At 72.1% G+C, this 24052-nt stretch carries 26 protein-coding genes and 1 tRNA gene; 17 read left to right on the forward strand and 10 right to left on the reverse strand.

Annotated elements, in window-relative coordinates; translation table 11 throughout:
- Nucleotides 1–107: 107 nt before the first annotated feature.
- Nucleotides 108–536, forward strand: coding sequence for a hypothetical protein (locus AB0K60_RS05815; protein ID WP_364049017.1), 429 nt, complete (start codon nt 108–110; stop codon nt 534–536).
- 10 nt (nt 537–546) lie between these two features.
- Here AB0K60_RS05815 and AB0K60_RS05820 read toward each other — a convergent pair whose 3' ends face one another.
- Entirely contained in the window at nt 547–1122 is a 576-nt protein-coding gene (locus AB0K60_RS05820; RefSeq protein WP_364049019.1) for an isochorismatase family protein, read from the reverse strand.
- A gap of 45 nt (nt 1123–1167) precedes the next feature.
- Entirely contained in the window at nt 1168–2496 is a 1329-nt protein-coding gene (locus AB0K60_RS05825) for a nicotinate phosphoribosyltransferase (protein WP_364049291.1), read from the reverse strand.
- Between the two features lie 147 nt (nt 2497–2643).
- Here AB0K60_RS05825 and clpS point away from each other — a divergent pair, with 147 nt between their 5' ends.
- From clpS to AB0K60_RS05855, 6 genes are all read left to right on the forward strand, one after another.
- Nucleotides 2644–2931 carry an ATP-dependent Clp protease adapter ClpS gene (gene clpS, locus AB0K60_RS05830; protein WP_364049021.1) on the forward strand — a complete coding sequence of 96 codons (288 nt, stop codon included), beginning with the start codon at nt 2644–2646 and terminating at the stop codon, nt 2929–2931.
- 7 nt (nt 2932–2938) lie between these two features.
- On the forward strand, nt 2939–3472 hold the full coding sequence (locus AB0K60_RS05835) for a DUF2017 domain-containing protein (RefSeq protein WP_364049023.1): 534 nt from the start codon (nt 2939–2941) through the stop codon (nt 3470–3472).
- Between the two features lie 10 nt (nt 3473–3482).
- Nucleotides 3483–3929 (forward strand): M67 family metallopeptidase, encoded by a 447-nt coding sequence (locus AB0K60_RS05840; RefSeq protein WP_364049025.1) that lies wholly within the window; start codon nt 3483–3485, stop codon nt 3927–3929.
- Nucleotides 3930–3966: 37 nt separating this feature from the next.
- Nucleotides 3967–4101, forward strand: a complete 135-nt coding sequence (locus AB0K60_RS05845) for a hypothetical protein (RefSeq protein ID WP_364049027.1) — start codon at nt 3967–3969, stop codon at nt 4099–4101.
- Nucleotides 4102–4235: 134 nt separating this feature from the next.
- Nucleotides 4236–4514 carry a MoaD/ThiS family protein gene (locus tag AB0K60_RS05850; RefSeq protein WP_364049029.1) on the forward strand — a complete coding sequence of 93 codons (279 nt, stop codon included), beginning with the start codon at nt 4236–4238 and terminating at the stop codon, nt 4512–4514.
- A 39-nt stretch (nt 4515–4553) separates the two neighbouring features.
- Entirely contained in the window at nt 4554–5501 is a 948-nt protein-coding gene (locus AB0K60_RS05855; protein WP_364049031.1) for a cysteine synthase, read from the forward strand.
- 81 nt (nt 5502–5582) lie between these two features.
- Here the strand turns inward: AB0K60_RS05855 and AB0K60_RS05860 are convergent, their stop codons facing one another.
- Nucleotides 5583–7412: a DUF3352 domain-containing protein gene (locus tag AB0K60_RS05860; RefSeq protein WP_364049033.1), complete on the reverse strand. Its 1830-nt coding sequence runs from the start codon at nt 7410–7412 to the stop codon at nt 5583–5585.
- Between the two features lie 212 nt (nt 7413–7624).
- Here AB0K60_RS05860 and AB0K60_RS05865 point away from each other — a divergent pair, with 212 nt between their 5' ends.
- The 8 genes from AB0K60_RS05865 (at nt 7625) to AB0K60_RS05900 (ending at nt 14496) form a co-directional block, all read left to right on the forward strand.
- Nucleotides 7625–8437: a thioesterase family protein gene (locus AB0K60_RS05865; RefSeq protein ID WP_364049035.1), complete on the forward strand. Its 813-nt coding sequence runs from the start codon at nt 7625–7627 to the stop codon at nt 8435–8437.
- A gap of 110 nt (nt 8438–8547) precedes the next feature.
- Nucleotides 8548–9408, forward strand: coding sequence for a glutamate racemase (gene murI, locus AB0K60_RS05870; protein ID WP_364049037.1), 861 nt, complete (start codon nt 8548–8550; stop codon nt 9406–9408).
- A gap of 9 nt (nt 9409–9417) precedes the next feature.
- Entirely contained in the window at nt 9418–10176 is a 759-nt protein-coding gene (locus AB0K60_RS05875; protein WP_364049039.1) for an MBL fold metallo-hydrolase, read from the forward strand.
- Nucleotides 10177–10186: 10 nt separating this feature from the next.
- A complete protein-coding gene (gene rph, locus AB0K60_RS05880) occupies nt 10187–10903 on the forward strand; it encodes a ribonuclease PH (protein WP_364049041.1) in 717 nt (238 codons plus the stop codon).
- On the forward strand, nt 10900–11538 hold the full coding sequence (gene rdgB, locus AB0K60_RS05885; protein WP_364049043.1) for an RdgB/HAM1 family non-canonical purine NTP pyrophosphatase: 639 nt from the start codon (nt 10900–10902) through the stop codon (nt 11536–11538). Before rph ends, rdgB begins: the two co-directional genes overlap by 4 nt.
- Before the next feature lie 35 nt (nt 11539–11573).
- A complete protein-coding gene (locus tag AB0K60_RS05890) occupies nt 11574–13283 on the forward strand; it encodes a molybdopterin-dependent oxidoreductase (protein ID WP_364049045.1) in 1710 nt (569 codons plus the stop codon).
- 161 nt (nt 13284–13444) lie between these two features.
- Nucleotides 13445–14227, forward strand: a complete 783-nt coding sequence (locus AB0K60_RS05895; protein ID WP_364049047.1) for a toxin glutamine deamidase domain-containing protein — start codon at nt 13445–13447, stop codon at nt 14225–14227.
- Nucleotides 14224–14496, forward strand: coding sequence for a hypothetical protein (locus AB0K60_RS05900; RefSeq protein ID WP_364049049.1), 273 nt, complete (start codon nt 14224–14226; stop codon nt 14494–14496). Before AB0K60_RS05895 ends, AB0K60_RS05900 begins: the two co-directional genes overlap by 4 nt.
- 310 nt (nt 14497–14806) lie before the next feature.
- Here AB0K60_RS05900 and AB0K60_RS05905 read toward each other — a convergent pair whose 3' ends face one another.
- The 6 genes from AB0K60_RS05905 to bcp all read right to left on the reverse strand — a co-directional run bounded on the left by AB0K60_RS05905 (nt 14807) and on the right by bcp (nt 21282).
- Entirely contained in the window at nt 14807–17347 is a 2541-nt protein-coding gene (locus AB0K60_RS05905) for an FtsX-like permease family protein (RefSeq protein WP_364049051.1), read from the reverse strand.
- 3 nt (nt 17348–17350) lie between these two features.
- The gene (locus AB0K60_RS05910) at nt 17351–18049 is read right to left on the reverse strand and encodes an ABC transporter ATP-binding protein (protein WP_364049293.1); all 699 of its coding nucleotides are present in this window, start codon (nt 18047–18049) and stop codon (nt 17351–17353) included.
- A gap of 306 nt (nt 18050–18355) precedes the next feature.
- Nucleotides 18356–19033 (reverse strand): response regulator transcription factor, encoded by a 678-nt coding sequence (locus AB0K60_RS05915; protein ID WP_364049053.1) that lies wholly within the window; start codon nt 19031–19033, stop codon nt 18356–18358.
- The gene (locus AB0K60_RS05920) at nt 19030–20229 is read right to left on the reverse strand and encodes a histidine kinase (RefSeq protein WP_364049055.1); all 1200 of its coding nucleotides are present in this window, start codon (nt 20227–20229) and stop codon (nt 19030–19032) included. The genes AB0K60_RS05915 and AB0K60_RS05920 overlap by 4 nt, the downstream gene beginning before the upstream one ends.
- 270 nt (nt 20230–20499) lie before the next feature.
- Nucleotides 20500–20572: transfer RNA gene (locus tag AB0K60_RS05925), tRNA-Leu, on the reverse strand.
- 239 nt (nt 20573–20811) lie between these two features.
- The gene (gene bcp / locus AB0K60_RS05930; protein ID WP_364049295.1) at nt 20812–21282 is read right to left on the reverse strand and encodes a thioredoxin-dependent thiol peroxidase; all 471 of its coding nucleotides are present in this window, start codon (nt 21280–21282) and stop codon (nt 20812–20814) included.
- 219 nt (nt 21283–21501) lie between these two features.
- Between bcp and AB0K60_RS05935 the strand changes: the two genes are divergently transcribed.
- Nucleotides 21502–21831, forward strand: a complete 330-nt coding sequence (locus AB0K60_RS05935) for a DUF3618 domain-containing protein (RefSeq protein ID WP_364049057.1) — start codon at nt 21502–21504, stop codon at nt 21829–21831.
- A gap of 45 nt (nt 21832–21876) precedes the next feature.
- Here AB0K60_RS05935 and AB0K60_RS05940 read toward each other — a convergent pair whose 3' ends face one another.
- A complete protein-coding gene (locus AB0K60_RS05940; RefSeq protein WP_364049059.1) occupies nt 21877–23064 on the reverse strand; it encodes an amino acid deaminase/aldolase in 1188 nt (395 codons plus the stop codon).
- A 176-nt stretch (nt 23065–23240) separates the two neighbouring features.
- On the opposite strand from AB0K60_RS05940, the gene AB0K60_RS05945 reads away from it, so the two are divergent.
- Nucleotides 23241–23963, forward strand: coding sequence for a DUF6286 domain-containing protein (locus AB0K60_RS05945; RefSeq protein WP_364049061.1), 723 nt, complete (start codon nt 23241–23243; stop codon nt 23961–23963).
- Nucleotides 23964–24052 lie beyond the last annotated feature (89 nt).

Raw genomic sequence — 24052 nt, forward strand, 5'->3', positions numbered from 1 at the left:
GGCTTGACCTTTTCCCTACCTGAGAGTGGCGAAGCGAGTACGCTTCGTGTTGTGTTCCGGCGCTCCGGAACCTTCGCGACTCGTCTACTCTCTCTAAGGAGTTCTCTGTGGACCTGACGGCCCTGATTCGAGCGGAGGTACGCGAATACGTGACACCGATGTTCGAAGAGGTCCTAACCCGGATCGACGCCACCAACGTCAAGCTGGACAGCTTCCGTACGGAGCTGAAGAACGACGTTGAGGCGGTGCGCGTCGAGCTCAAGGACGAGATCGGGAACGTCCGGAACGAGATGCAGGAGATCCGCACCGAGTTCAAGGACGAGATCCGCAACGTCCGCAACGAGATGCAGGAGATCCGCACGGAGCTCATGGGCGAGATCCAGGGGGTCCGCACGGAGCTCATGGGCGAGATCCAGGACGTCCGGGCGGAGCTCAAGGACGTTCGTGCGGAGGTCAACGACGTCCGTACCGAGGTTGGCTCGATGAACGCGAAGATGGACAGGGTCCTCGCGTTCCTGGGGCTGCCGCCGGAATAGGCCGGGGCCGTCAGGCGGAGCGGACGATCGGGGTACCGGTCAGTTCGACGCCGGCGGCCTTCAGCCGAGTCAGGGCCTGCTCGGTGGTCTGGGGGGCCACGCCCGCGGTGAGATCGAGCAGGACGCGGGTGGCGAAGCCGTGCTCGACCGCGTCGAGCGCGGTGGCCCGGACGCAGTGGTCGGTGGCGATGCCGACGATGTCGACGGAGGACACCTCCCGGGCGCGCAGCCATTCGGCCAGGGAGGTGCCGTCCGGTGCGGAGCCCTCGAAGCCGCTGTAGGCCGCCGCGTTGGCGCCCTTGCTGAAGATCTCCTCCACCGCGGTGGTGTCGAGTTGGGGGTGGAAGTCCGCGCCTGTGGTGCCGGCGACGCAGTGGGCGGGCCAGGAGTTCACGTAGTCCGGGGAGTCGGCGAAGTGGTCCCCGGGGTCGACGTGGTGGTCGCGGGTCGCCACGACGTGGTCATAGCTCCCGGCGGCGACATGCCGGGTGATCGCGGCGGCGACCTCGGCGCCGCCGGCCACCGGGAGGCTCCCGCCCTCGCAGAAGTCGTTCTGGACGTCGACGATCACCAGTGCCGTGCTCATGGTCGTGCTCTCCTCGGGATCCGGCCACCCATCGTTGATCGTACGTCAGGCGAACACGGTGGGGATGGCGGTGTCCCCCCGGGACAGGTGGAGCGCGACCGGCGGCAGCTCGGCCAGGACGCGGCGGTGCCGTTCCCGGGCGTCGTCGAGCGGCTCCCGCCCGACGATCTCGCCCTTCTTCACCAGGGGGACGAGCAGCGGTCGGCCGGGTCGTTCGCCGCCGCTCGCCTCGGTCAGGGAGCCGAGCCGCTCGGTGGGCATGGCCGGGGCCGTCGTGATGACCTCGGCGCGGGCGTGCCCGTCGGGGCCGATCACCCGGAAGGCCGACTTGCGCCCGCCGCGGCTGGGCTTGCCCACCGAGCGTTTCGCCACCGGCCGCAGGACGCCGTCGGCGTCCTCCCGGGCGACGAGCTTGTAGACCAAGGCCGCGGTGGGCGCCCCCGAGCCGGTGACCAGCGACGTCCCCACGCCGTAGGCGTCGACGGGTGCGGCGGCGAGCGCGGCGATGGAGTGCTCGTCCAGGTCGCCGGTGACCACGATCCCGGTATGGCGCGCCCCCAGCTCGTCGAGCTGCGCCCGCACCTGCCGGGCCGCCTCCGCCAGGTCGCCGGAGTCGATGCGGACCTTGCCGAGGTCCGCCCCGGCGAGTTCGACGGCCGTGCGCACCGCGGTCGGCACGTCGTAGGTGTCGATCAGGAGCGTGGTCGACGCGCCGAGCGCGTCGAGCTGGGCCCGGAAGGCCTCCGTCTCCGAGTCGTGCAGCAGCGTGAACGCGTGCGCGCTCGTGCCGGTGGTGGGCACGCCGTACCGCTGCCCCGCCCGCAGGTTGGAGGTGGAGGCGAACCCGCAGATGTAGGCGGCCCGCGCCGCCGCCACCGCCGCCTCCTCGTGGGTGCGGCGCGAGCCCATCTCGATCAGCGGCCGGCCCCCGGCCGCGTGCGCCATCCGCGAGGCCGCCGTCGCGATCGCGCAGTCGTGGTTGAGGATCGACAGCACCAGCGTCTCCAGCAGCACCGTCTCGGCGAACGTGCCCTCCACCACCAGGATCGGCGAGCCGGGGAAGTAGCACTCGCCCTCCGGATAGCCGTGCACGTCGCCCTGGAACCGGTAGTCGGCGAGGAACTCCGCCGTCGGCTCGTCCACGATGCCCGCGCGGCGCAGGAAGGCCAGCTCCTCCTCGCCGAACCGGAAGCGCTCCAGCGCGTCGAGCACCCGGCCGGTCCCGGCCACCACGCCGTAGCGGCGCTCCCCGGGCAGATGCCGGGCGAAGACCTCGAAGACCGCCCGTCGATGGGCGGTGCCGTCGGCCAGGGCCGCGCGCAGCATCGTCAGCTCGTAGTGGTCGGTGTGCAGCGCCAGGCTCTGGCTCGCCAAATCCTGGCTCGCCAAGCCCTGGGCCGCCAAGCCCTGGGCCGCCAAGCCCTGGGCCGCCAAGCCCTGGGCCGCCGAGCCCTGCGGCGTCGTGCTCGTGGTCGTCTTCACGTGTCGAAGACTACGGCGCGCTTAGGGCAGACTGGTGGGGTGGCTAGCACTGCTCCAGTCGAGGTCGAGCGTCCGTCGCAGGATGTCCGTCCCGACCTGCCATGGCTGACGATCGTCTGGAACGACCCGATCAACCTGATGTCGTACGTGACCTACGTCTTCCAGATGGTGTTCGGGTACTCCCGTGAGAAGGCGGAGAAGCTCATGTTGGACGTGCATCACAAGGGAAAGGCCGTGGTCTCGAGCGGCACCCGGGAGGAGATGGAGCGCGACGCCCAGACCCTCCACTCCTACGGCCTGTGGGCCACCATCCAGCAGGATCGGTAGGCGCGGCGTGGGGAGTGGATTCAGGGCCGGACGCGGCGGCGCGGTGTCGATCCGTCTCGACCACGGCGAGGTGTCGATCCTGCGGTCCCTGGTGTCGCAGATCCTCGAACTCGTGGAGCCGGGCTCGACCGGCGACGACCCGTTGGAACGCGCGCTCGGCATCGGCACGGCCGAGGCGAAACCGCCGTCCGATCCCGTGCTGGCCCGGCTGTTCCCCTCCGCGTACGCCGAGGACGAGGCGGCGGCGACGGAGTTCCGCCGCTACACCGAGGCGAGCCTGCGCGACGGCAAGCGCGCCGACGCCGAGACCGTGCTCAAGACCGCCTCGCCGGGCCTGGTCGAACTCGACGCCGACCAGGCCCAGGCCTGGCTGCGCTCGCTCAACGACGTACGGCTCGCGCTCGGCACCCGCCTGGACGTCACCGAGGACGTCCACCTGGAGATCGAGGAGATGGCCGAGGACGACGAGCGCTACGCGGCGTTCGTCACCTACGACTGGTTGACCTACCTGCAGGACAGCCTGGTTCAGGCCCTTTGGTAGCTTCCATGCCATGCTGAGGATCTCACGGGCCCTGGTCGATCGGATCGTCGCCCATGCTCGGGCCGACCACCCGGACGAGGCGTGCGGCGTCATCGCCGGTCCGGCCGGGTCGGACCGTCCCGAGCGGTTCATCCCGATGATCAACGCCGCCCGCTCGCCCACGTTCTACGAGTTCGACTCCACCGAGTGGTTCAAGGTGTGGAACGAGATGGAGGATCGCGACGAGGAGCCGGTCGTGATCTACCACTCGCACACCGCGACCGAGGCCTACCCGTCCCGTACCGACGTCTCGCTGGCCTCCGTGCCGGAGGCGCACTACGTCCTGGTCTCCACGGCCGACCCCGAGCACGTCCCGCTGCGCTCGTACCGCATCCTCGACGGCGAGATCACCGAGGAGGAGGTCGAGATCGTCGAGGAGGGGGCCGAGTCGAGGAAGGCCGAGGTCGAGGAGGGCTGAGGCGGCCCGTTCCCGCCGGAACCGGACAGGTAAACTTGTGGCCATGCCGACCGCCGAGCCGACGTCCAGCGCGCCGCCGGGCTCGCCCGTGCAGAGCTTCCTGTTCGGCCACCGTCGATCCGTCGTCGTCTACGACTGTTCCGGCCGCCGCGACACGCCCGGCCTCCGCTAGCGGCGGCCCCGGCGCATGACGCGCCGCCGGGGCCGAACGCCGAGGCAGGAGCGAGGAATCGCCTCCGGCCCGCCCGTTGTTGGATAGGGGTGGCGCCTTCCACGACGACCACCGAACAAGGAGATTGACCCGCGATGGCCATCAAGGTTCGCATCCCCACCATCCTGCGCAGCTACACCGACGGCGAGAAGCTCGTCAGCGGCGAGGGCGCCACCCTGGAAGACCTGATCGGCGACCTGGATTCCCGTCACCCGGGCCTGAAGGGCCGCCTGATGGACGAGAACGGTCTGCGCCGCTTCGTGAACGTCTACCTCAACGACGAGGACGTGCGCTTCCTCGGCGGCCTGGGCACGCCGCTGTCGGACGGCGACACCGTGACCGTGCTGCCCGCGGTCGCCGGCGGGGCCCGCTGAGCCGCCGCGGCGACCGCTCCGCGCGGAAGGCCGGACATCATGCGTTTTGACTCACTCCTCGACTCGGTCGGCCGAACCCCGATGGTGGGATTGCCCCGGCTGTCCCCGTCGCCCGAGGTGCGCGTCTGGGCCAAGCTCGAGGACCGCAATCCCACCGGCTCGGTGAAGGACCGCCCGGCGCTGTGGATGGTCGAGCAGGCGGAGAAGGAGGGCCTGCTCACCCCCGGTTGCACGATCCTGGAGCCGACCTCCGGCAACACCGGCATCTCGCTGGCGATGGCGGCCCGGCTCAAGGGCTACAAGCTGATCTGCGTCATGCCGGAGAACACCTCCGAGGAGCGCAGGCAGCTGCTGCGGATGTGGGGCGCGGAGATCATCTCCTCGCCGGCCGCGGGCGGCTCCAACGAGGCGGTGCGGGTCGCCAAGGAGCTGGCCGAGCGCAATCCGGACTGGGTGATGCTCTACCAGTACGGAAATCCGGCCAACTGGCGCGCCCACTACGAGACCACCGGGCCGGAGATCCTGGCGGACCTCCCGTCGGTCACCCACTTCGTCGCCGGGCTCGGCACCACCGGCACGCTCATGGGCGTCGGCCGGTTCCTGCGCGAGCGGGTGCCGGGCGTGCAGATCGTCGCCGCCGAGCCCCGGTACGGCGAGTTGGTCTACGGCCTGCGCAACGTCGATGAGGGCTTCATCCCCGAGCTGTACGACGAGTCGGTGCTGACCACCCGGTATTCGGTCACGTCGGCCGACGCGCTGCGCCGTACCCGGGAACTGCTGGCGACCGAGGGCATCTTCGCCGGCATCTCCACCGGATGCGCGCTGCACGCGGCGCTGGGCCTGGCGGCCAAGGCGGTCAAGGCCGGGCAGCGGGCCGACATCGTCTTCATCGTGGCCGACGGCGGCTGGAAGTACCTGTCCACCGGCGCGTACGAGGGCACGCTCGACGAGGCGGAGGAGCGCCTCGAAGGGCAGCTTTGGGCCTGAACCCGTCACGGCACGCACGCCTCGGGCCCGGAGACCGGAGTCTCCGGGCCCGAGGGCGTCAGGATCGGATCGGCGGCCCGATCAGTTGAACAGCACGCGGAGCGAGAAGTTCGCCTGGTCGGCGGTCGAGCTGCCGCTCATGCCCACCGCGCGCAGCACCTGGACGTTGGCCCGCTCGTCGCCCTGCAGGTTCTGCAGGTAGAGCTTCTCCAGCTTGTCGAGGTCGACGAAGAGGGCGAACGTGGCCTCGTCGGCGTTCGGCACCGCGGTCTGGAAGGCCTCGCTGTCGCCGAGCGTGCCGCCCTTGGCGAGCTGGTCGGCGTACTGCTGGGAGCTCGCGATGATGTAGGTCCCGTCTCCCTTGGCCTTGAAGATCTGCGGTGCGCCGGTCGTGGTGCCGGTCGCGGTGCCGGTCGTGGTGCCGGTCGCGGTGGCGGCCTGGTTCAGCGCCCGCTCCAGCTTGGCGACGACCTGCTCGGCCGCGGCGGGGTCGGTGGCGAGCCGGGCGCCGATGTTCGGGATCTGCTGGTCGAGGCCCTGCTCGTCCAGCGCGAGGGTGACGTTCTTGCCGAGCAGCGTCGCCAGGTCCTGCGGGAGCCGCAGGCCGGTGCCCTGCTGCAAGGCGTCGACCTGCTGCTGGAAGGTCTGGCCGCCGGGGGAGGCGGAGGCGTCGGCCATCTTCATGATCTCGGCCCACTGCTTGGTGAGCGCCTCGCCCAGGCCGGAGATCGACAGCGCGCCCACGGTCGAGGCGGGCAGGCCGGTGAGCTGGGCACCCGCCGGCTCGCCGGTGACGATGTTCTTGGCGCCGCGCACGACGCCGGCCAGCTCGGCGTAGCTGCTGTCGAATCGCAGCGCGCCGGCGAACCGGGCGCCCTCGATCTGCTTGAGGCTCTGCTGCTGCTGGGCGGTGAGCGCGCCGCTGGCCTTGGCGACGGCGTCGAGGTCCATCCAGAACGACAGCACGCCGGGCTCGCCGAGGGCGGACATGTCGCCGCTGAAGTCGGCGTTCTGGCCGAGCGTCTCGCCGCCGGCGGCGGTCTGGTCGATCAGGCCCTTGTCATCGCCGATCAGGGCGTAGTCGTCGCGGAAGGCGACGGCGGTGTCGCTGTCCTTGCCGTTGAGCTTGGCGATGCCCGCGCGGGCGGCCTCCTGGTCGGTCACCTGCACGGCGGCGACGACCTGCGGCTCGCCTCCGCTCTGCTTCGGCGCGAGGATGGCGATGCCGACGCGCTGGCCGAGCCACGGCTCGATGTCCTTGGCGTAGTCGATGTCCTTGAGCTGCGGGGAGCTCTGCTTCAGCATCTCGATGACGGCCTTACGCGGGTCGTCGCCGGTGAAGGAGTCCTTGGTGACGGTGAACTTGCGCGCCAGGTTGAACAGCGCGACCTTCTGGTTGGCCGCGGGGTCCAGGTCCAGCCGGATGTACGCCAGCGCGTTGCCGGGCAGCACGTCCTGCGGCTGGGCGCCGCCGCCGCTGAGCAGGTTGACGGCCGCGTAGCCGCCACCGCCGAGCAGGGCGACGATGATCGCGGTGACGACGGCGAGGATCCAGCCGCGCTTCTTGCGCGGCGGCTCCTGCCCGCCGGGGCCGGTGCCGATGACCTCGCCGCCCTGAGCCCACGGGGGCTGCGGGGCGCGCAGGGTCTGCGGTTCGTGAGCGGCCTGCTGCTGATAGCCGGGCTGGCCGTACTGCTGCTGCCCGTACTGGGGCTGCCCGTATTGGGGCTGGCCGTATTGGGGCTGGCCGTACTGCTGGCCGTAGGGCTGTTGCCCGTACTGCTGGCCCTGGGGCTGACCCTGGGGCTGGCCGTACTGGGGCTGCCGGCCGTACTGCGGGCGGTAGGACACGGTCCGGTTGGGATCCTGGTCCGGAGAGTAAGGCTGCTGGGGCGGGTCGTTGGCAGGCATTTTCTCGCTCACAACGTGGGCTTCGGGATGATTGGGAAGATAGGACACCGCGCTAGCGATCCGCTTGCAACAAACTAAAGATCGCTGACATGAGTTCAACCCTAGAACCCCTCATGTCGCCCGGCACCCGATTTCCCCGGTACGCACTGAATTGGCCTGTGCCGGTACAGTTGTGATCGCTAGAACATAATTCGGGTACCCAGGGGTTGCGCATGACCAAATTCGACGACGCGACACAGGCGATCAGGGTCGACGACACCACCTACGACGTGTGCCTGGACGCCGCCTACACCATGGGCGCGGCGATCCACGGCGGCTACCTCATGGCCGTCATGCTCCGCGCCGTCGTCGACGACTCTCCGCACGAGCACCCCGTCGCCACCAGCGCCCAGTTCCTGCGGGTCCCGAAACTCGGACCGGCGACCGTACGGGTGGACCGCATCAAGTCGGGCCGCACCACCACGGTGACCCGCGCCACGATGGTCCAGGACGACACGCCCTTCCTCACCGCCTTCGTCACCACGGCCACCCTGCGGCCGTACGACCCCGGCGCCGAGCCCGACGGCCTGACCTGGGAGGCGCCCGCGCGGGCGACGATGCCCCCGATCGAGGAGTGCCGCGCGCTGCCCGCCCCCAAGCCGGAGTCGAACATGGCGCTCAACGCCCAGATGGAGCTGCTGTTCGACCCGCCGACCATCGGCTGGCTCACCGGCGAGCCGACCGGCCGGCCCGAGTCCCGGGCCTATTTCCGGATGGCCGAACCCCAGGACCCCGACCCGTTCGTGCTCGCCCTCGCCGTCGACGCCCTCCCGCCGGTGGTGTTCTCCGCCGGGGCGCGCGGCTGGGCCCCCACCGTCGAGCTCACCTGGTACCTGCGCGCGCTGCCCGCGCCGGGCCCGCTCGTCCTCATCGCCGACGGCGACCTCATCGCCGAGGGCTGGTTCGACGAGAACGTCGAGGTACGCGACTCCGCCGGGCGGCTCGTCGCGCAGAGCCGCCAGCTCGCCCGGCTGGGACGCGGATGAAGCGTCGTCCGCCACGGCGGTTGGCGGATATTACGGCCGCCCGAAGCGACACTCCACTGTGAGCATTATTACCGTGAGCGATCGTGGCAGGTCGCTTACCCTTGGGAACCGTGTCGGAACCACAGGGCCGGGCGGACCAGGCAATCGGAGTATTTGACAGCGGTGTGGGCGGCCTCACGGTCGCCCGGGCGATCATGGATCAACTTCCCCGGGAGTCGATCCTGTACGTGGCCGACACCGCGCGGCAGCCGTACGGGCCCAAGCGCATCGCCGAGGTGCGGGCGTACGCGCTGGAGGTGATGGATCACCTCGTCGCGCACGACGTGAAGATGCTCGTGATCGCGTGCAACACGGCCAGCGCCGCCGTGCTGCGCGACGCCAGGGAGCGCTACGACGTGCCGGTCGTCGAGGTGATCCAGCCGGCCGTACGGCGCGCCGCCCGGGCGACCCGCAACGGCCGCGTCGGCGTGATCGCCACCCGCGCCACGATCGAGTCGATGGCCTACCACGACGCCTTCGCCGCCGCGCCGGACGTGCAGCTGATGGGGATGGCGGCGCCCCGGCTGGTGGAGTTCGTCGAGCGCGGCGACACCGGCAGCGCCGAGCTGATCGAGGTCACCCGGGGTTACCTGGAGCCCCTGCTCGAGGCCGGTTGCGACACCCTCATTCTCGGGTGCACCCACTACCCGCTGCTCACCGGCGCCATCTCCTACGTCGCGGGAGACGGCGTCACGCTCGTGTCAAGCGCCGACGAGACCGCCAAGGACGTCTACCGCGTCCTGCGCGACCGCGGCCTGGCCGCCACCGGCTCCGCCGTGCGGCACCGATTCCACACCACCGGCGACGCCACGCTGTTCACCCGCCTCGGCCGCCGATTCCTCGGGCCGGAGATGCAGGTTGTTGAACTGGCGTCGGTGGGGGACGTATCGCTCAGTAGGGCCGCAGCCGCGCAGGCTGTGACGCCCGGTTAGGAGGCCGCCGTGAAACTGACAATCGTCGGCTGCTCGGGGAGCTTCCCCGGACCCGACAGCCCCTCCTCCTGCTATCTGCTGGAGGCCGAAGGGTTCCGCATGCTGCTCGATCTGGGCAACGGCGCCCTCGGGGCACTGCAGCGTCACGCGGCCCTCGCCGACATCGACGCCGTCTGCCTGTCCCACCTGCACGCCGACCACTGCCTCGATTTGTGCCCCTACCACGTGGTGCGCACCTACTCGCCGTACGGCCCGTTCGAGCGCCTGCCGGTGTACGCCCCCGCGGACGCGCCCCGGCGTCTCGCCGCCGCGTACGGCATGCCCGATGAGCCGGGCCTGGAGACCGCGTTCTCCTTCCGGGCGCTCTCCCCGGGCACCCTGCAGATCGGCCCGTTCGAGGTCACCGTCGGCCAGATGAACCATCCGGTGGAGACGTACGGCTTCCGCGTCTCCCACGGCGGCGCCTCGATCGCCTACTCCGGCGACACGGGCGAGAGCTCCGAGCTGGTCAAGCTGGCCAAGGACGTCGACGTGCTGCTGTGCGAGGCCTCCTTCCTCGACCAGCCCGGCATGCCCGTCGACCTGCATCTGAACGGACGCCAGGCCGCCGAGCACGCCGCCCGCGCGGGCGTCGGCACGCTGGTGCTCACCCACCTGGTGCCCTGGTACGACCGGGCGCGCGTGCTCGACGACGCCGCCCGCGGCGGGTTCACCGGCCGCATGGAGCTCGCCCGCAGCGGTGCCACGTACGACCTCGGCGGCGCGTAGGGTGAGCCCCATGTCTCGAGCAGATGGACGCAATCCCGATCAGCTTCGCCCGGTCACCCTCACCCGCGGCTGGCTCGCGCACGCCGAGGGCTCGGTGCTGGTCGAATTCGGCGGCACCCGGGTGCTGTGCGCGGCGTCGGTGCAGGAGGGGGTGCCGCGCTGGCGCAAGGGCAGCGGTCTTGGCTGGGTGACGGCCGAGTACGCGATGCTGCCCCGCGCGACGAACACGCGCGGCGACCGCGAATCGGTCAAGGGGCGGCTCGGCGGGCGTACCCAGGAGATCTCCCGCCTGATCGGCCGGTCCCTTCGGGCCTGCCTGGACTATAAGGCGCTCGGCGAGAACACGATCATCCTCGACTGCGACGTGCTGCAGGCCGACGGCGGCACCCGCACCGCCGCGATCACCGGGGCGTACGTGGCGCTGGTGGACGCGGTGACGTGGATGCGGGAGCGCCGCATGTGCCCGGGAGACCCGCTGGTGGCCTCGGTCTCGGCGGTGTCGGTGGGCGTGGTGGACGGCACGCCGCTGCTCGACCTGTGCTACACCGAGGACGTCGCCGCGGAGACCGACATGAACGTGGTGATGACCGGCGCGGGCGACTTCGTCGAGGTCCAGGGCACCGCCGAGGGCGCGCCGTTCGACCGGCGCATGCTCGACACGCTGCTCGACCTCGCCGCCACCGGCTGCGCGGAGCTGAACCGGCTGCAGAAGGAGGTGCTGGCGTGACCGGGCCGGCGCCCAAGGTCGTGCTCGCCACCCGCAACGCGGGAAAGATCCGCGAGATGCGCCGCATCCTCGCCGACGCCGCCGTCCCGATCGAGCTGATCGGCCTTGAGGAGTTCCCGCGGATCGGCGAGGTCGCCGAGACCGGCCTCACGTTCGCCGAGAACGCCCTGCTCAAGGCGCACGCGGTGGCCCGGGGCAGCGGCCTGCCGGCGATCGCCGACGACTCCGGCCTGTGCGTGGACGCGCTGGGCGGCATGCCCGGCGTCTTCTCCGCCCGCTGGGCGGGGGTGCGCACGGGAGATGCCCTGGCGAAGGACAAGGCCAACCTCGACCTGCTGCTCGCCCAGCTCTGCGACGTGCCCGAGGGCCGCAGGGGCGCGCACTTCGCCTGCGCGGCGGCGCTCGCGCTGCCGTCGGGGGAGGAGCACGTCGTGGAGGGCGCGATGCACGGCTCGCTCATCTTCGAGCCCCGGGGCACGGGCGGCTTCGGCTACGACCCGATCTTCGTGCCCGAGGGCGGGGACCGCACCACCGCCGAGCTGTCCGCCGAGGAGAAGGACGCCATCAGCCACCGCGGCCGGGCCTTCCGCGCCCTGGTCCCGGTCATCTCCCAGGTGCTCGTAAGCCCGGCGTAAGATCTGTCCCCCTCTGGGGGGTTTAGGTTCGGTACGTGGAAACTGTTCGTGATGTGCGCACGCTCGTCGCGGCCCGACCTCCGATCCTGCCCCCCTGGGCCGCCGCCGCGATTGGAATCGTCGCCGGGGCCGTCGCGCTCGGCGTCGCCCAGCTCGCCGCCGGGGTGCTCGCGCCGGAAGCGGCCCCGGTGGCCGCCGTCGGCGGCGTGGCCGTGGACCTCTCCCCGGCCCCGCTGAAGGAGTGGGCGATCAGGACCTTCGGCGAGAACGACAAGACCGTCCTGCTCGCCGGCATCGTCGTGGTCCTGGCCGCGATCGCCGCCGCCCTGGGCGTCCTGTCGCAGCGTTCCCCCCGGTACGGCACGACCGGCCTGCTCCTGTTCGGCGTCGTCGGCGCGGTCGCCGCCATGACCCGCCCGGCGGCGGGCGTGATCGACGTGGTCCCGTCGCTCGTCGGCGCGCTCGCCGGGTCCTGGGCGCTGACGCTGCTCCTGCGCCGCGCGACGCCGGTGGCGGACCTCTCCTACGCCTACGAGTCCCGCACCTACGAGTCCCACGCCTACGCGGACCGGCCGGAGGCTTTGCAGGCCCCGGACACGGAGGAGGACGACGGCGAGCCCGGTCGGCGGGACGTCGAGCGCCCGCCGGTGATGGTGTCCCCCGACCACCCCTACGCGATCGACCGGCGCGGTCTGCTCACCGGAGCCGTCGCCGGCCTCGCGGTCGCCGGGGCGACCGGGTTCGCCGGAGGCGCGCTGTCCGGCAGCAGGCAGGTGGACACGGCGCGCACCACGCTGACGCTGCCCCGCCCGGCACGGCCCGCCGCGCCGCTTCCCGCGGGCGCCGACCTGCGCATCCGGGGTCTGGCCCCGTTCGTCACCCCGACGGCCGACTTCTACCGCGTCGACACCGCCCTGATCATTCCCCGCGTTGACCCGGCGGACTGGACCCTGCGCGTGCACGGCATGGTGGACCGCCCCATCGAGATCACCTTCGACCAGCTCATCCGCCGCCCGCTGATCGAGGCCGACGTCACGCTGACGTGCGTGTCCAACGAGGTGGGCGGGCCGTACATCGGCAACGCCCGATGGCTCGGCGCGAGCATGGCCGACCTGCTGCGCGAGGCGGGCATCAAGTCCGGCGCCGACATGCTGCTGAGCACCTCCGCCGACGGCTGGACCTGCGGCACCCCCGTGGACGTGGTGCTCGACGGCCGCGACGCGCTGTTCGCGGTCGCGATGAACGGCGAGGCGCTGCCCGTGCAGCACGGCTTCCCGGCCCGCCAGGTGGTGCCCGGCCTGTACGGCTACGTCTCGGCGACCAAGTGGGTCACCGAGATCAAGGTCACCAGGTTCGACCAGGACGAGGGGTACTGGACGCCGCGCGGCTGGTCGGCCAAGGGGCCGATCAAGACCCAGTCCCGCATCGACGTCCCCGCGTACGGGGCCTCGGTCAAGCCCGGCCGCACCACGATCGCGGGCGTGGCGTGGGCACAGCACAAGGGCGTCGCGGCGGTGGAGGTGCGCGTCGACGACGGGCCGTGGCGGCAGGCCCGGCTCGCCGAGGTGCCCGGCCCGGACACCTGGCGGCAGTGGGTGATCGACGACTGGGACGCCACGCCGGGCAGCCACCGGATCCAGGTTCGGGCCACCGACGCCGCCGGATACACCCAGACCGAGGAACTCGCCGAGCCCGCGCCGGACGGCGCCACCGGCCGGCACTCGATCAGCGTCACGGTGGGCTGAGCGGCGTCCCCGGCCGAGGCGACCGCCGCTGCGCATCTGGCCCGGCGCATCTGCCCCGTCGCATGGGCAAAGTCCGGTTAAACCCGCGGGTGCGCGCCGTGTCCGCCCGCCTACCATCGGTGAGGAGTGGGGGACGGGCGGAGCGTGCGGAGGTGGGGCTCGTGCTAGCGGGTGTACCGGGCCGTCACGAGCGGGACCTTCGGCCGGGCGCGTCCCGGTGGCGGCTGCCCACCGGGATGTACAACCCGGTCGTGGCCGGCGGCTGGCGGTGGCGTGACTACGAACTGGCGGCCGAGACGCCGACGCTCGACGACCCCTCCCGCGGCGACTGGTTCGACCGCTCGGGCCGTCCGCCGCCGCTCGCCCTCGCCCGCCCGTACGGCAGGCGCGGCGGCCTGACCCGGCCCGATCCCAGGGCCCAGGACGACCTGGTCCAGGCGGTGCGCGACCACGGGCGCTTTCCCGACCCGCGCGGCACCTGGATCCGCCTGATCAACGCGGAGGGCCCGTCGGAGGACCCGTTCCGCGCCACGAACGCGGTCGACTGCGCGCTCGCGGTGATGTCCACCTGGCACGGCGAGCCCGTGGTGGCCGCGCCGCGCCGGGCCGAGTACGACGCGGTGGGCAGGCCGTCGCTGCTGGGCGAGGCGGGCGGGGTGGCCCGCGCCGAGCAGTGGCTGGGCCATCGGTTCGAACTGGTCGGGCTGGGCCGCCGGGCGTTCGTGCCGATCGCCCAGCGGCTGCTCGGGGGCGGCCACGGCGCCGCGGCGATCCTGATCACCCGCTGGCCGAGCGGCGGCAGCCACGCCTGGAACGCCGTCAACGCCGCCGGCGAGATCCTGTGGATCGACGCGCAGCGCGGCCACATGTCGGTGGAGCCGCCGTACGAGGTGGTCACCGGGGTGTTCTGTGTGATCGTCGATCGTCAGGGGCGACGGCTGTGATCAATTCGGATCAGGCGCGGGCGCTCGCCGAGGAGTACATCAACGGCGCCCGCCCGTTCGACGAGGCCCGCGAGGTGGGCCTGTGGGGATTCGACGAGGGCTACGTGGTGTGGGCGAAGGAGCCCGAGCCCGACGACCCGAGCGTGCTGCCCGACGTGGTCGGCGGCGGCTGCGTCATCATCGACCGCGCGACGGGCGAGATCGAGATCCGCCCGCTGCTCGCCCCCGACATCGTGGCCGAGCAGTGGCCGGGACGCCGTCCCCGATAGGGCAGGCCCCGATGGGACCCGCCGCCGTGCCCGGCGACGCCGGACATGACGCCTATTCGTCGGGCCTGGCCGGGCCAACCGACAAGTACCACCACGTCGTAAACCTCCACGGCGGCACGGGAACACGGTTCGGAGAACAGGTCGGAGAACAGGGTCGGGCGGGAGCGACGGGAGCACTGCAGGAAGGTCGTGTGATGGTCATTCTGGCCTAGGACGTCGCGACCGTACCTCCCGACGGTCCGCCCGAAGCGGCCGGTGGCCGGGACGCCGCCCCGAGAGGCGTCCCGGCCACCGGTGCGGGCTCCGGCGGTCAGCCCGACGCGATCGCCCCGACGATCGAGGCGCGGGCCGCGCGCCGGGCCGGAAGCATCGCCGCGATCACCCCGGCCAGCCCGGAGGCGGCGATCAGCAGCAGGACGTGCGTGACCGGCACCTGGAACGGCACGTCGTCGGCCTGTGCGCGCACCACCGCCCAGCCGAACACGATCCCGAGCACCACCCCGATCAGCGCGCCGACCAGGCCCAGGATGAGCGCCTCGATCGACAGCATGTGCCGCAACTGCGACCGGTTCAGCCCCAGCGCGCGCAGCAGCGCCGACTCCCGACTGCGCTCGTGCACCGAGAGCGCGAGCGTGTTGGCGATGCCGAGCAGCGAGATGATCACCGCCAGCGCGAGCATCCCGGCCACGATCAGCAGCAGCATGTCCAGGGCCGACTCGAACTCGCCGCGCACCTCGGCCGCGCTCCCCACCTGCGCCCTGGGGTACGGCTTCGCCGCCGCCTCGACCGCCAGTCGCGCCGTCGCCGCCGGGACGCCGTCCTTGGCGTTCACCAGGATCTGGCTGTCGCCCACCCGCCCGAAGTAATCGTCGAAAACCCTCTCGTGCACGATGAAGGTCGGCAGCGGCAGCACCTCGCTGTCGATGATCGCGACGATCCGCAGGCCGACCGACCGGCCGCCCCGCACCTGGATGGTGGCGGTGTCGCCGACGCCCAGGTGCAGGTACTCGGCCGCGCCCTTGACGACCGCCGCGGTGCCCGGCGTGAGCCCGCGCAGGTCGCCGGCGATGGTCGCGGGCCGGAACTCGGTGCCGAGCGCCTGCGCCGTCACCGTGCCGACCTCCTGGTCGTCGCCCTTCACCTCGGACGTCGCGCGCCGGATCTCGATGACCGAGTCGATCTCCGGGCGGCTCCTGAGGTCGTCGGCGATGGCGCGGGGGACCCGCTCCTCCCGCGCGCCGTCCCGGTACTGGGCGCTGACCGTGTAGTCGACCGGGAACTGCTCGTCGATCTCGCTGGTGAGCCACGCCCGGGACGAGGCCGTGACCACCGAGATCAGCGTCATCAGGCCGACGCCCACGGTGAGCGCGATCGTCGTGGTCGCGGCGCGCCGCGGGTTGCGCCGTGAGTTGTCCACCGCCAGCCTGCCCGGCACGCCGAACAGGCGGCGCGGCAGCCAGCCGACGAACGCGCTCAGCGGCCTCACGATCACGGGGCCGATGACGAGCACCGACAGGAAGACCAGCGTGCCCCCGGCGGCGACGAAGAACAGGGCGTCCCGGCCGGCCTTGATCACGATGCCGTACGCGGTGAGGCCCGCGCCGAGCAGGGCGAGCACGGCGGCGCAGACGCGCATCAACATCCCGGTCTTGGGCGTGGGCTCCTCGGTCTGGGCGCCGAGCGCGGCGATCGGGCGCGCCTTGGTGGCCGTCCGGGCGGGCAGCACCGCCGCGGCCACGGTGACGAGCAGGCCGGCGGCGAGGGCGACGATGATCGTGCGCGGCTCCAGGGTGAGCACGCCCTGCGGCAGGTTCAAATCGAGGGCACCGAGCACGGCCAGCGCGCCGGCCCCGAAACCGTACCCGATGAGCAGCCCGGCGACCGAGGCGATCGCGCCCACCACCAGCGCCTCCAGCAGCACCGAGCCGAACACCTGGCCGCGCGAGGAGCCGATGCAGCGCAGCAGCGCCAGCTCGCGTACCCGCTGGGCGACGAGGATGCTGAAGGTGTTGTAGATGACCAGGGCCGCGACGAGCAGCGCGACCAGGCCGAACGCCAGCAGAAAGGCGGCGAGGAGCCCGCTGTCGACGCCGTTGCCCTTGGCCAGCAGTTTGCCGAGCTTCGCGCCGGTGATCACCGGATAGGAGGATCCGGCGGCCTGCCGCACGGTCGTGCGTACGGCCTTGCGCAACTGGTCGGCGGTGACGCCGTCGGCGGCGGCCACGTCGATCTCGCTGTAGCCCTTCACGCCCGTCATCCGCAGGGCGGTGTCCGCGGTGAACCCGACCGCGCCGCGGTAGGCGAGGTCCTGCTGCACGCCCAGGTCCATCAGGCCGACGAGGCGGAAGGTGTGCCGCTGGTCGCGGTGGTCGAGCACGGTGATGGTGTCGCCGACCGCGAAGCCGCGGGTCTTGGCGGTGTTGTCGTCCAGGACGGCCTGGTCGGCGGCGGCCGGCGGGGCGCCGGCGACGATGACGGTGCGATTGAGGCGGCCGGTCGAGATCGAGATGCCGGCGGTCGCCGTCGACCCGACCGCCTTGCCGTCCTTGCCGAGCAGCGGCGTCACCCCGGTGACGAGTCCCTGGGCATCGGCCACGCCGGGCACGGAGCGGACCTTCTCCAGTACGCCGAGGGGGATCACCGGCGTGGTCTCGGAATCGGCCGCCGGCGTCCGCACCGCGACGTCCACCTTGTCGGCGGCCGCGGTGACCGTCTGGTCGAAGCCGGCCTGCAGGGCGTCGGTGAGCACGAACGTGCCGGTGATGAAGCCCACGCCCAGCGCGATCGCCACCGAGGTGAGCAGCAGCCGCAGCCGGTGCGCCCGCAGTCCGGCCAGTGTGGTCTTCAGCACGGCTCAGGCCTCCAGCTTCACCAGCGTGTCGAGCACCGACTGCGGGGTCGGCCGGTACAGCTCGGTCACGAGCAGGCCGTCGCGCAGGAACACCACCCGGTCGGCGTAGGAGGCGGCGACCGGGTCGTGGGTGACCATGACGATCGTTTGGCCGAGCTCGCGCACCGATCTGCGCAGGAACGACAGCACCTCGGCGCCGCTGCGCGAGTCGAGGTTTCCGGTCGGCTCGTCGGCGAAGATGACCAGCGGCTTCCCGATGAGCGCGCGGGCCACCGCGACGCGCTGCTGCTGGCCGCCGGACAGCTCCGAGGGCCGGTGCTTCAGCCGGGGGCGCAGCCCCACGGTGTCCACGACCAGGTCGAACAACTCACGGTCCGGCTGCAGGCCGGCGATGTCCAGCGGCAGCAGGATGTTCTGCTCGGCGGTGAGCGTCGGCAGCAGGTTGAACGCCTGGAAGATGAACCCGACGCGCTCGCGGCGCAGCCCGGTGAGCTGCCGGTCGTTCAGTTTGGTGATCTCCGTGTCGCCGATGTACACCTCGCCGCCGGTGACGCTGTCGAGCCCGGCCAGGCAGTGCATGAGGGTGGACTTGCCCGACCCCGACGGTCCCATGATCGCGGTGAACCTTCCGGCGGCGAACGCGATGTCCACCCCGCCCAGCGCCCGCACGGCCGCGTCGCCGGTGCCGTACACCTTGGTCAGCCCGTGGGCCGAGACGGCGAACCGTTCCCGAGCCTGCCCCTGGCCCTGTCCGTACGCGTGATGTCCCCCGAGCCGGCGCCCGGCTTCGATGATGGTCACTATGGCCTCCGATCCTCGTCCGCTCCGGCCCCCGTCGGCCCTTCGGCGGAGTGTGGTGATCCACAAAATTCAGCCCGATTGAGCGATAAACGATGAGATCAACGGTATTGATCGGAGGCGTCCGGCCCATCGGCCATGGAGCCGGACTTCGGCCGCCCTTTGTGGGGAGCCGTGACGGCGGCGTCCGACCTGAGTGGTAGCCGGGGGTCAGCCTTTCGGCCGATCCGAGGGGGCCACCAGGCCGCTCTCGTAGGCGTAGACCACGGCCTGGGCCCGGTCGCGCAGGCCCAGCTTCGCCAGGATCCTGCCGAGATGGGTCTTCACCGTCGCCTCGGCGAGCGCCAGCCGTTCGGCGATCTCCGCGTTCGACAGGCCGCGCGCCACCTGCAGCAGGACCTCCCGCTCCCGCGCGGTGAGCAGCCCGAGCGCCGACGGCTCGGCCGCGTCGCCCGGCGGCAGGTGTACGGCGAAGCGGTCGAGCAGCCGCCGCGTGGTGCTCGGCGCCACCACCGCGTCGCCGCCGTGCACCGCCCGGATCGCGCTGACCAGGTCGCCCGGCGGCACGTCCTTGAGCAGGAAGCCCGACGCGCCCGCCTTCAACGCGGCGAAGGCGTACTCGTCCAGGTCGAACGTGGTCAGGATGAGCACCCGGGGGCCGTCCGCGGACCCCGCGCAGATCAGCCGGGTGGCCTCGACGCCGTCCATGCGCGGCATCCGCACGTCCATCAGCACCACGTCGGCGGCGATCCGGCGCAGCGCCTCCACGGCCGCCGCGCCGTCGGCGGCCTCGCCCACCACCTCGATGTCCTGCTGGGCGCCGAGCACCATGCGGAAGCCGGTGCGCACGAGCTCCTGGTCGTCCACGAGCAACACCCGGATCGTCATGCCGCCCTGCCCACCGGAAGCCGCGCCGTCACCTGGAATCCTCCCCCGCTGCGGGGGCCGGCCTCGACCGCCCCGCCGTACATGGCCACGCGTTCGCGCATGCCGATCAGGCCGTGGCCGCCGATGCCGGCGGGGGCCGCCGCGCCGCGTCCGTCGTCGCGGACCCGCACCACGACCTCGCCGGTCCGGTACTCCACCTCGACCACCGCGCTCGCCGCGGGGCCGCCGTGCTTCAGCGCGTTGGTCAGCGCCTCCTGCACGACGCGGTAGATGACCAGTTGCTCGCCCTCGGGCAGGTCCCGGGGCACGCCGGTGATCGACGACTCCACCGGCAGGCCGGACGCGCGCACCTGGCGGAGCAGATCCTCCAGTTGCGCCAGGCCCGGCTGCGGGGCGTACTCCTCGGCCGATCCGTCGTCCTCGCGCAGCACGCCGACGAGCCGCCGCATCTCGGCGAGGACCCGGCGGCCGGTGGCCGAGATCGTCCGGACCGCCGCGCGTGCCTGCTCGGGGTCGCCGTCGATGGCGTAGCCCGCGCCGTCGGCCTGCACCACCATCACGCTCACATGGTGCGCGATGACGTCGTGCAGCTCCCGGGCGATCCGGGCGCGCTCGGCCGCGGCGACGATGGCGGTTCGCTGGTCGCGTTCCCGCTCGGCGCGCTCGGCCCGCTCCTCCAGGCTCTCCAGGTACCGGCGGCGGGTGTTGACGTAGATTCCGGCGATGGCGATCGTGATGACGAACCCCGAGGCCGAGGCGAAGCCCTTCAGGTTCGCGATCCCTGTCCCCCCGTCCACGAACCGGGCCAGGGAGAGCCACAGGCCCAGCTCGCTGATGAGCCAGGCCGCCACGGCCCACCGGGCCGCGCACCCGGCGGCGACCGCGAAGAGCGCGACCAGGACGGACATGTTCGCTGGGATCGGGTCGAATCCGGCCAGCCACTGCAGGAGGCTGATCCCCGCGACGACCGCGAAGACCTCGCGCGGCCGGTCGGCCCGCCACCACAGCGGCGCCAGCAGCACGACGGTGAGCAGCACGTATCCGACCGTGCCCACGGACGTCTCGGGCCAGGCCGAGCCGTCGGGCCGATCGTAGTAGAGCACGCTGATCAGGCACGTCAGCGCCAGCGGCGTGAGCCACAGCGCGTCCACGAGCCTGCGGCGCCGCCGAGCCCACCGGCGCGGTTCCCCGAACATGGCTCAACGATATGGACGCGACTGCTCAGAGTGGTTCCGTCTGCGGGCGGATCCCGTCGTACGACTCAGGTCGCAGCCGGCGTTGTGGCGATCGCAGAAGGTCGTAGGCCCGGGCGTACGAGGCACGCGTGTTTACGCCGTGTTTACGGGCACGGGGGCATCCTGGTCACGGGGAAACGCCCGAGGGGGCGGTAAAGGGATGATGTGATGACGGTAACCACCGTGACGAGCCGCGCGGCGAGAAGATCGCGTCGCGCGGCCCGGTAACAGTGGGGCCGGTGGGATTCGAACCCACACTGGCACGGACCTAAACCGTGTGTCTCTGCCATTGGACTACGGCCCCGAATCCCATCCCGCGACATTCCCTGATCGCCCGGATCGTCTTGATCGCCCTGATCGGATCGGCGACCGGCGGTTCGCGAGCATCGCCAGATCTCCTCGATCTTACAACCATGGCCGCGGCGCGGCAGGAGGACCGGGGCAGGGGCGGCTTTCGCGCGACATTTCCTGTGTTGGGTGAATAGCGGTGGGCGATGTAGCGGTGGGCGGAGTCTGGGGTGGGGGAGTCGCGGTGGGGGGAGTTCAGGCGACGCCCAGTTCCTTCTTCAGCCGGGCGACGTGGCCGGTGGCCTTCACGTTGTAGAGGGCCTTGTCCACCTTGCCGTCGGCGTCGATGACGAAGGTGGAGCGCAGCACGCCGACGGTGGTCTTGCCGTACATGGTCTTCTCGCCGTACGCGCCGTAGGCCTTGTGCACGGCCAGGTCCGGGTCCGACAGCAGCGGGAAGGTCAGGGCGTCGCGCTCGGCGAAGCGGGCGAGCTTGGCCGGGGCGTCCTTGGACACGCCCAGCACCACGTATCCGGCGTCGGTCAGGTCGGCGAGGCTGTCGCGGAAATCGCACGCCTGCTTGGTGCACCCGGGGGTCATCGCGGCGGGGTAGAAGTAGAGGATGACCTTCCGGCCGCGGAACGACCGCAGAGCGACGTCCTCACCGGCGGCGTCGGGAAGGGTGAAGTCCGGTGCCGGGTCGCCCGGTGCGAGCCTGTCGTCGATCACGAGGTCCCTCCTGCGGTTCGGCCGGCCGAGGCCGGGTCCTGACCAATTTAGCGGCATGGCCGAGGTGCCATGCCGTACCCGGACCTGGAAGACTGATCGCGTCAGTTGGACGGATCGATGATCACGACGGCCGGCCCGGCGGCGTCGCGGCCGGGACCGCGCGCCGCGGAGGCGAGGGGCTCCCGGCCATTGGGAAGGAACGGAGAAGGGATCGCGATGGCGGACTCCGACCCCGCTGCGCTGGAGCGGGACATCGAGCGTACGAGGGCCGACCTCGCTCGCACGATCGACGCGATCGCGGACCGGGTGAGCCCGAAGCGGGTCGCGGAGCGGAGCGTCGCCAAGGTGAAGGCCAACGCCGGGCACCTGGTGACCTCGGTGGGCGACCTGCTCACCGGCAACGTCCACCGGCCGCTCGACGGCTCCGCGGACGACGCCCGGCGCGAGCCGCCGCCGAACCTCGCGCCCGTCCTGATCGGGGTGGGGGCGGTGCTGGCGGTGGGCGCGGCGATCGTGCTGCTGCGCCGTCGTCGCCGGCGGCGCTGAGATCGGGGGCGCTGAGATCGGCGGTGCTGATCGAGGGCCGACGGGCTAGAGGAAGGCGTGTCCCTCGCCGCGGTAGGTGAGGGCCTCGCCGACCACACGATCGCCCTCGACGAGGTGCAGGACGTCGAAACGCTCGCACAGCTCGCCCGCCTTGGCGTGCCGGAACCACACCCGGTCCCCCTCGCGCAGCTCGTGCGCGGCCCGCCCGAGCAGCGGCGTCTGCACCTCGCCCGCGCCCTCGTGCCGGTGGTAGCGCAGCCCGGGCGGCAGGTAGGGCTGGGGCAAGCGGCTCGCGTCCGGCGGCCCGGAGGCGAGGTAGCCGCCGCCCAGCACCGTCACCACGCCCGGCGCCGGTCGGCGCACCACCGGCAGGGCGAACATCGCCGCGGGCCGTCCGCTGAACGCGCGGTAGAAGTCGAACAGCCGCGGATGGAACAGGCCCGATCCGGCCGCGATCTCGGTGACGGCGTCCTCGAGCGCGGTCTTCTCCACGCTCCCGGTGCCGCCGCCGTTCACGAACTCCAGCTCGGCGTACTCACGCACGGCCCGCACCACCGCGCCGCGGCGCACGGCCAGCTCGCGCTGCGAGCTTCGTTGCATCCAGCGCAGCACCCGCCCGTACGCCCCCGGCACCCGGTCGCCGACTCCCGCGATCTGCCCCTCGTAGGCCATGAGCCCCACCAGCCGCATGCCCGGCCGCTTGGCGACGGCGGCGGCGAGGTCGGCCGCCTGCTCGGGCTCGCGCACGGGGGAGCGCAGCGCCCCGGCGCGCAGCAGCCCGGCGAACGCGACGAAGCTCGCGTCCATGTCGAGGCAGAGGCGGATCTCGTGGCGCGGGCGGACGTCCCGGATCGCCGCCTCGATCAGGTCCAGATGCGGTTCCGCGTCGATCATGAGGGTGATCTCGCGGGCGGCGTCGGCGTCGGCGGCGAGCGCGGCCAGGGCCCGCCGGTCGGTCGTCGGGTACGCCACGACGATGTCGGCGAACCCGCATGAGGCCAGCCAGAGGGCCTCGGGCAGGGTGAAGGCCAGGATTCCGGCGAAGCCGTCCATCGCCAGGACGCGTTCGAGGACCGCGCGGGAACGGACCGATTTGCTCGCCACCCGGATCGGTTTGCCGGCGGCTCGCCGTACGAGGGCGGCGGCGTTGGCGTCGAGCGCCTCGACGTCGAGGATCGCGAAGGGAGGCTCCAGATCCCGGGTGGCGTGGTCGTAGCGCCGGCGCTGGTCCATAAGCGCAGCCTAACGGCGCACCCGGCGAAAATCATGAGTGGTATTCGCCTTTCTTGTGCGGGCCGGGTGGCTTGGCCCGGTGCGGGCAAAGTCTCGTCCTGGCGGGGCTCTGGAAATCACAAGGGAAGGGATAAGACGCTGCGGCGTTCGGCCCGGGGCGTGTACCTGTGGCTCTCGTGACGAGTCCGAGCAGCACGGGGCGGCGGGCGGGGGCGGCCATGCGGCCGGAGTCCTCGGGCGAGCAGGACCCCGCATGGGCCCTGGAGCACGCGCGGCCTCCCGGACGGATGCGGGCGCGGCACGGCCGCGGCCGCGGCGAGCCGCGGTGGAACGGCGCCCGTCCCGCGCCGGACCCGCGCGTGTCGCTGCGCGCGCTGCGGCCGGGCCGTACCCCCGCCGGAATCCTCGCGGCCCTGCTGCTCTCGGTCGCCGGGTGGGCCGCGACGGCCGACCTGATCTGGGTCATGCTGGGCGGGCGGCCGCGATGGGGCACGCTCGACCGGCTCGGCGCGCTCGGCGCGCGCACCTGGGACGACCCGCTGGCCTGCGCGATCGCCTACCTGATGATCGTCTGCGGCGTGGCGCTGCTCGCGCACGCGATCATTCCGGGCCGCCCGCGACTGATCCCCCTGGAGACCTCCGACCCCCTGCTGGCGCTCGGCCTCACCCGCTCCGGGCTCCGCCGCACGCTGGCCACGGCGATCCGATCGGTGGACGGCGTCGACGGCGTACAGGTGGCCCTGCGCAACTGCCGGATCGAGATCACGGTACGCGCCGCGGCCCGGCGTACCGGGGATCTGCTGCCACGCGTCGGGGCCGCGGCCGGTCACACGCTGATCCGGCTGGGGGCCGACCACAACCGTCAGGTCGTCGTGCGACTGCGTCCCGGTAGGAGATGACCGTGCGCGCGTCACGCGGCGTCCGGCCCGCCCCGGTCGTGATCGCGGTCGTGCCGCCGGCGACGAAGGCCAGGATCGCTCGGCGGGTC

Origin of the sequence: Thermopolyspora sp. NPDC052614, from assembly GCF_040678635.1 — a bacterium.
In the GTDB taxonomy this organism is placed as follows: Bacteria; Actinomycetota; Actinomycetes; order Streptosporangiales; family Streptosporangiaceae; genus Thermopolyspora.

Coding starts and splice junctions, on each gene's coding strand:
- AB0K60_RS05865 (WP_364049035.1), top strand. CDS start 7,625: ATGACCAAATTCGACGACGCGACACAGGCGATCAGGGTCGACGACACC.
- AB0K60_RS05840 (WP_364049025.1), top strand. CDS start 3,483: ATGCTGAGGATCTCACGGGCCCTGGTCGATCGGATCGTCGCCCATGCT.
- AB0K60_RS05860 (WP_364049033.1), bottom strand. CDS start 7,412: ATGCCTGCCAACGACCCGCCCCAGCAGCCTTACTCTCCGGACCAGGAT.
- AB0K60_RS05850 (WP_364049029.1), top strand. CDS start 4,236: ATGGCCATCAAGGTTCGCATCCCCACCATCCTGCGCAGCTACACCGAC.
- AB0K60_RS05940 (WP_364049059.1), bottom strand. CDS start 23,064: ATGGACCAGCGCCGGCGCTACGACCACGCCACCCGGGATCTGGAGCCT.
- AB0K60_RS05820 (WP_364049019.1), bottom strand. CDS start 1,122: ATGAGCACGGCACTGGTGATCGTCGACGTCCAGAACGACTTCTGCGAG.
- AB0K60_RS05920 (WP_364049055.1), bottom strand. CDS start 20,229: ATGTTCGGGGAACCGCGCCGGTGGGCTCGGCGGCGCCGCAGGCTCGTG.
- AB0K60_RS05855 (WP_364049031.1), top strand. CDS start 4,554: ATGCGTTTTGACTCACTCCTCGACTCGGTCGGCCGAACCCCGATGGTG.
- rph (WP_364049041.1), top strand. CDS start 10,187: ATGTCTCGAGCAGATGGACGCAATCCCGATCAGCTTCGCCCGGTCACC.
- AB0K60_RS05935 (WP_364049057.1), top strand. CDS start 21,502: ATGGCGGACTCCGACCCCGCTGCGCTGGAGCGGGACATCGAGCGTACG.
- AB0K60_RS05915 (WP_364049053.1), bottom strand. CDS start 19,033: ATGACGATCCGGGTGTTGCTCGTGGACGACCAGGAGCTCGTGCGCACC.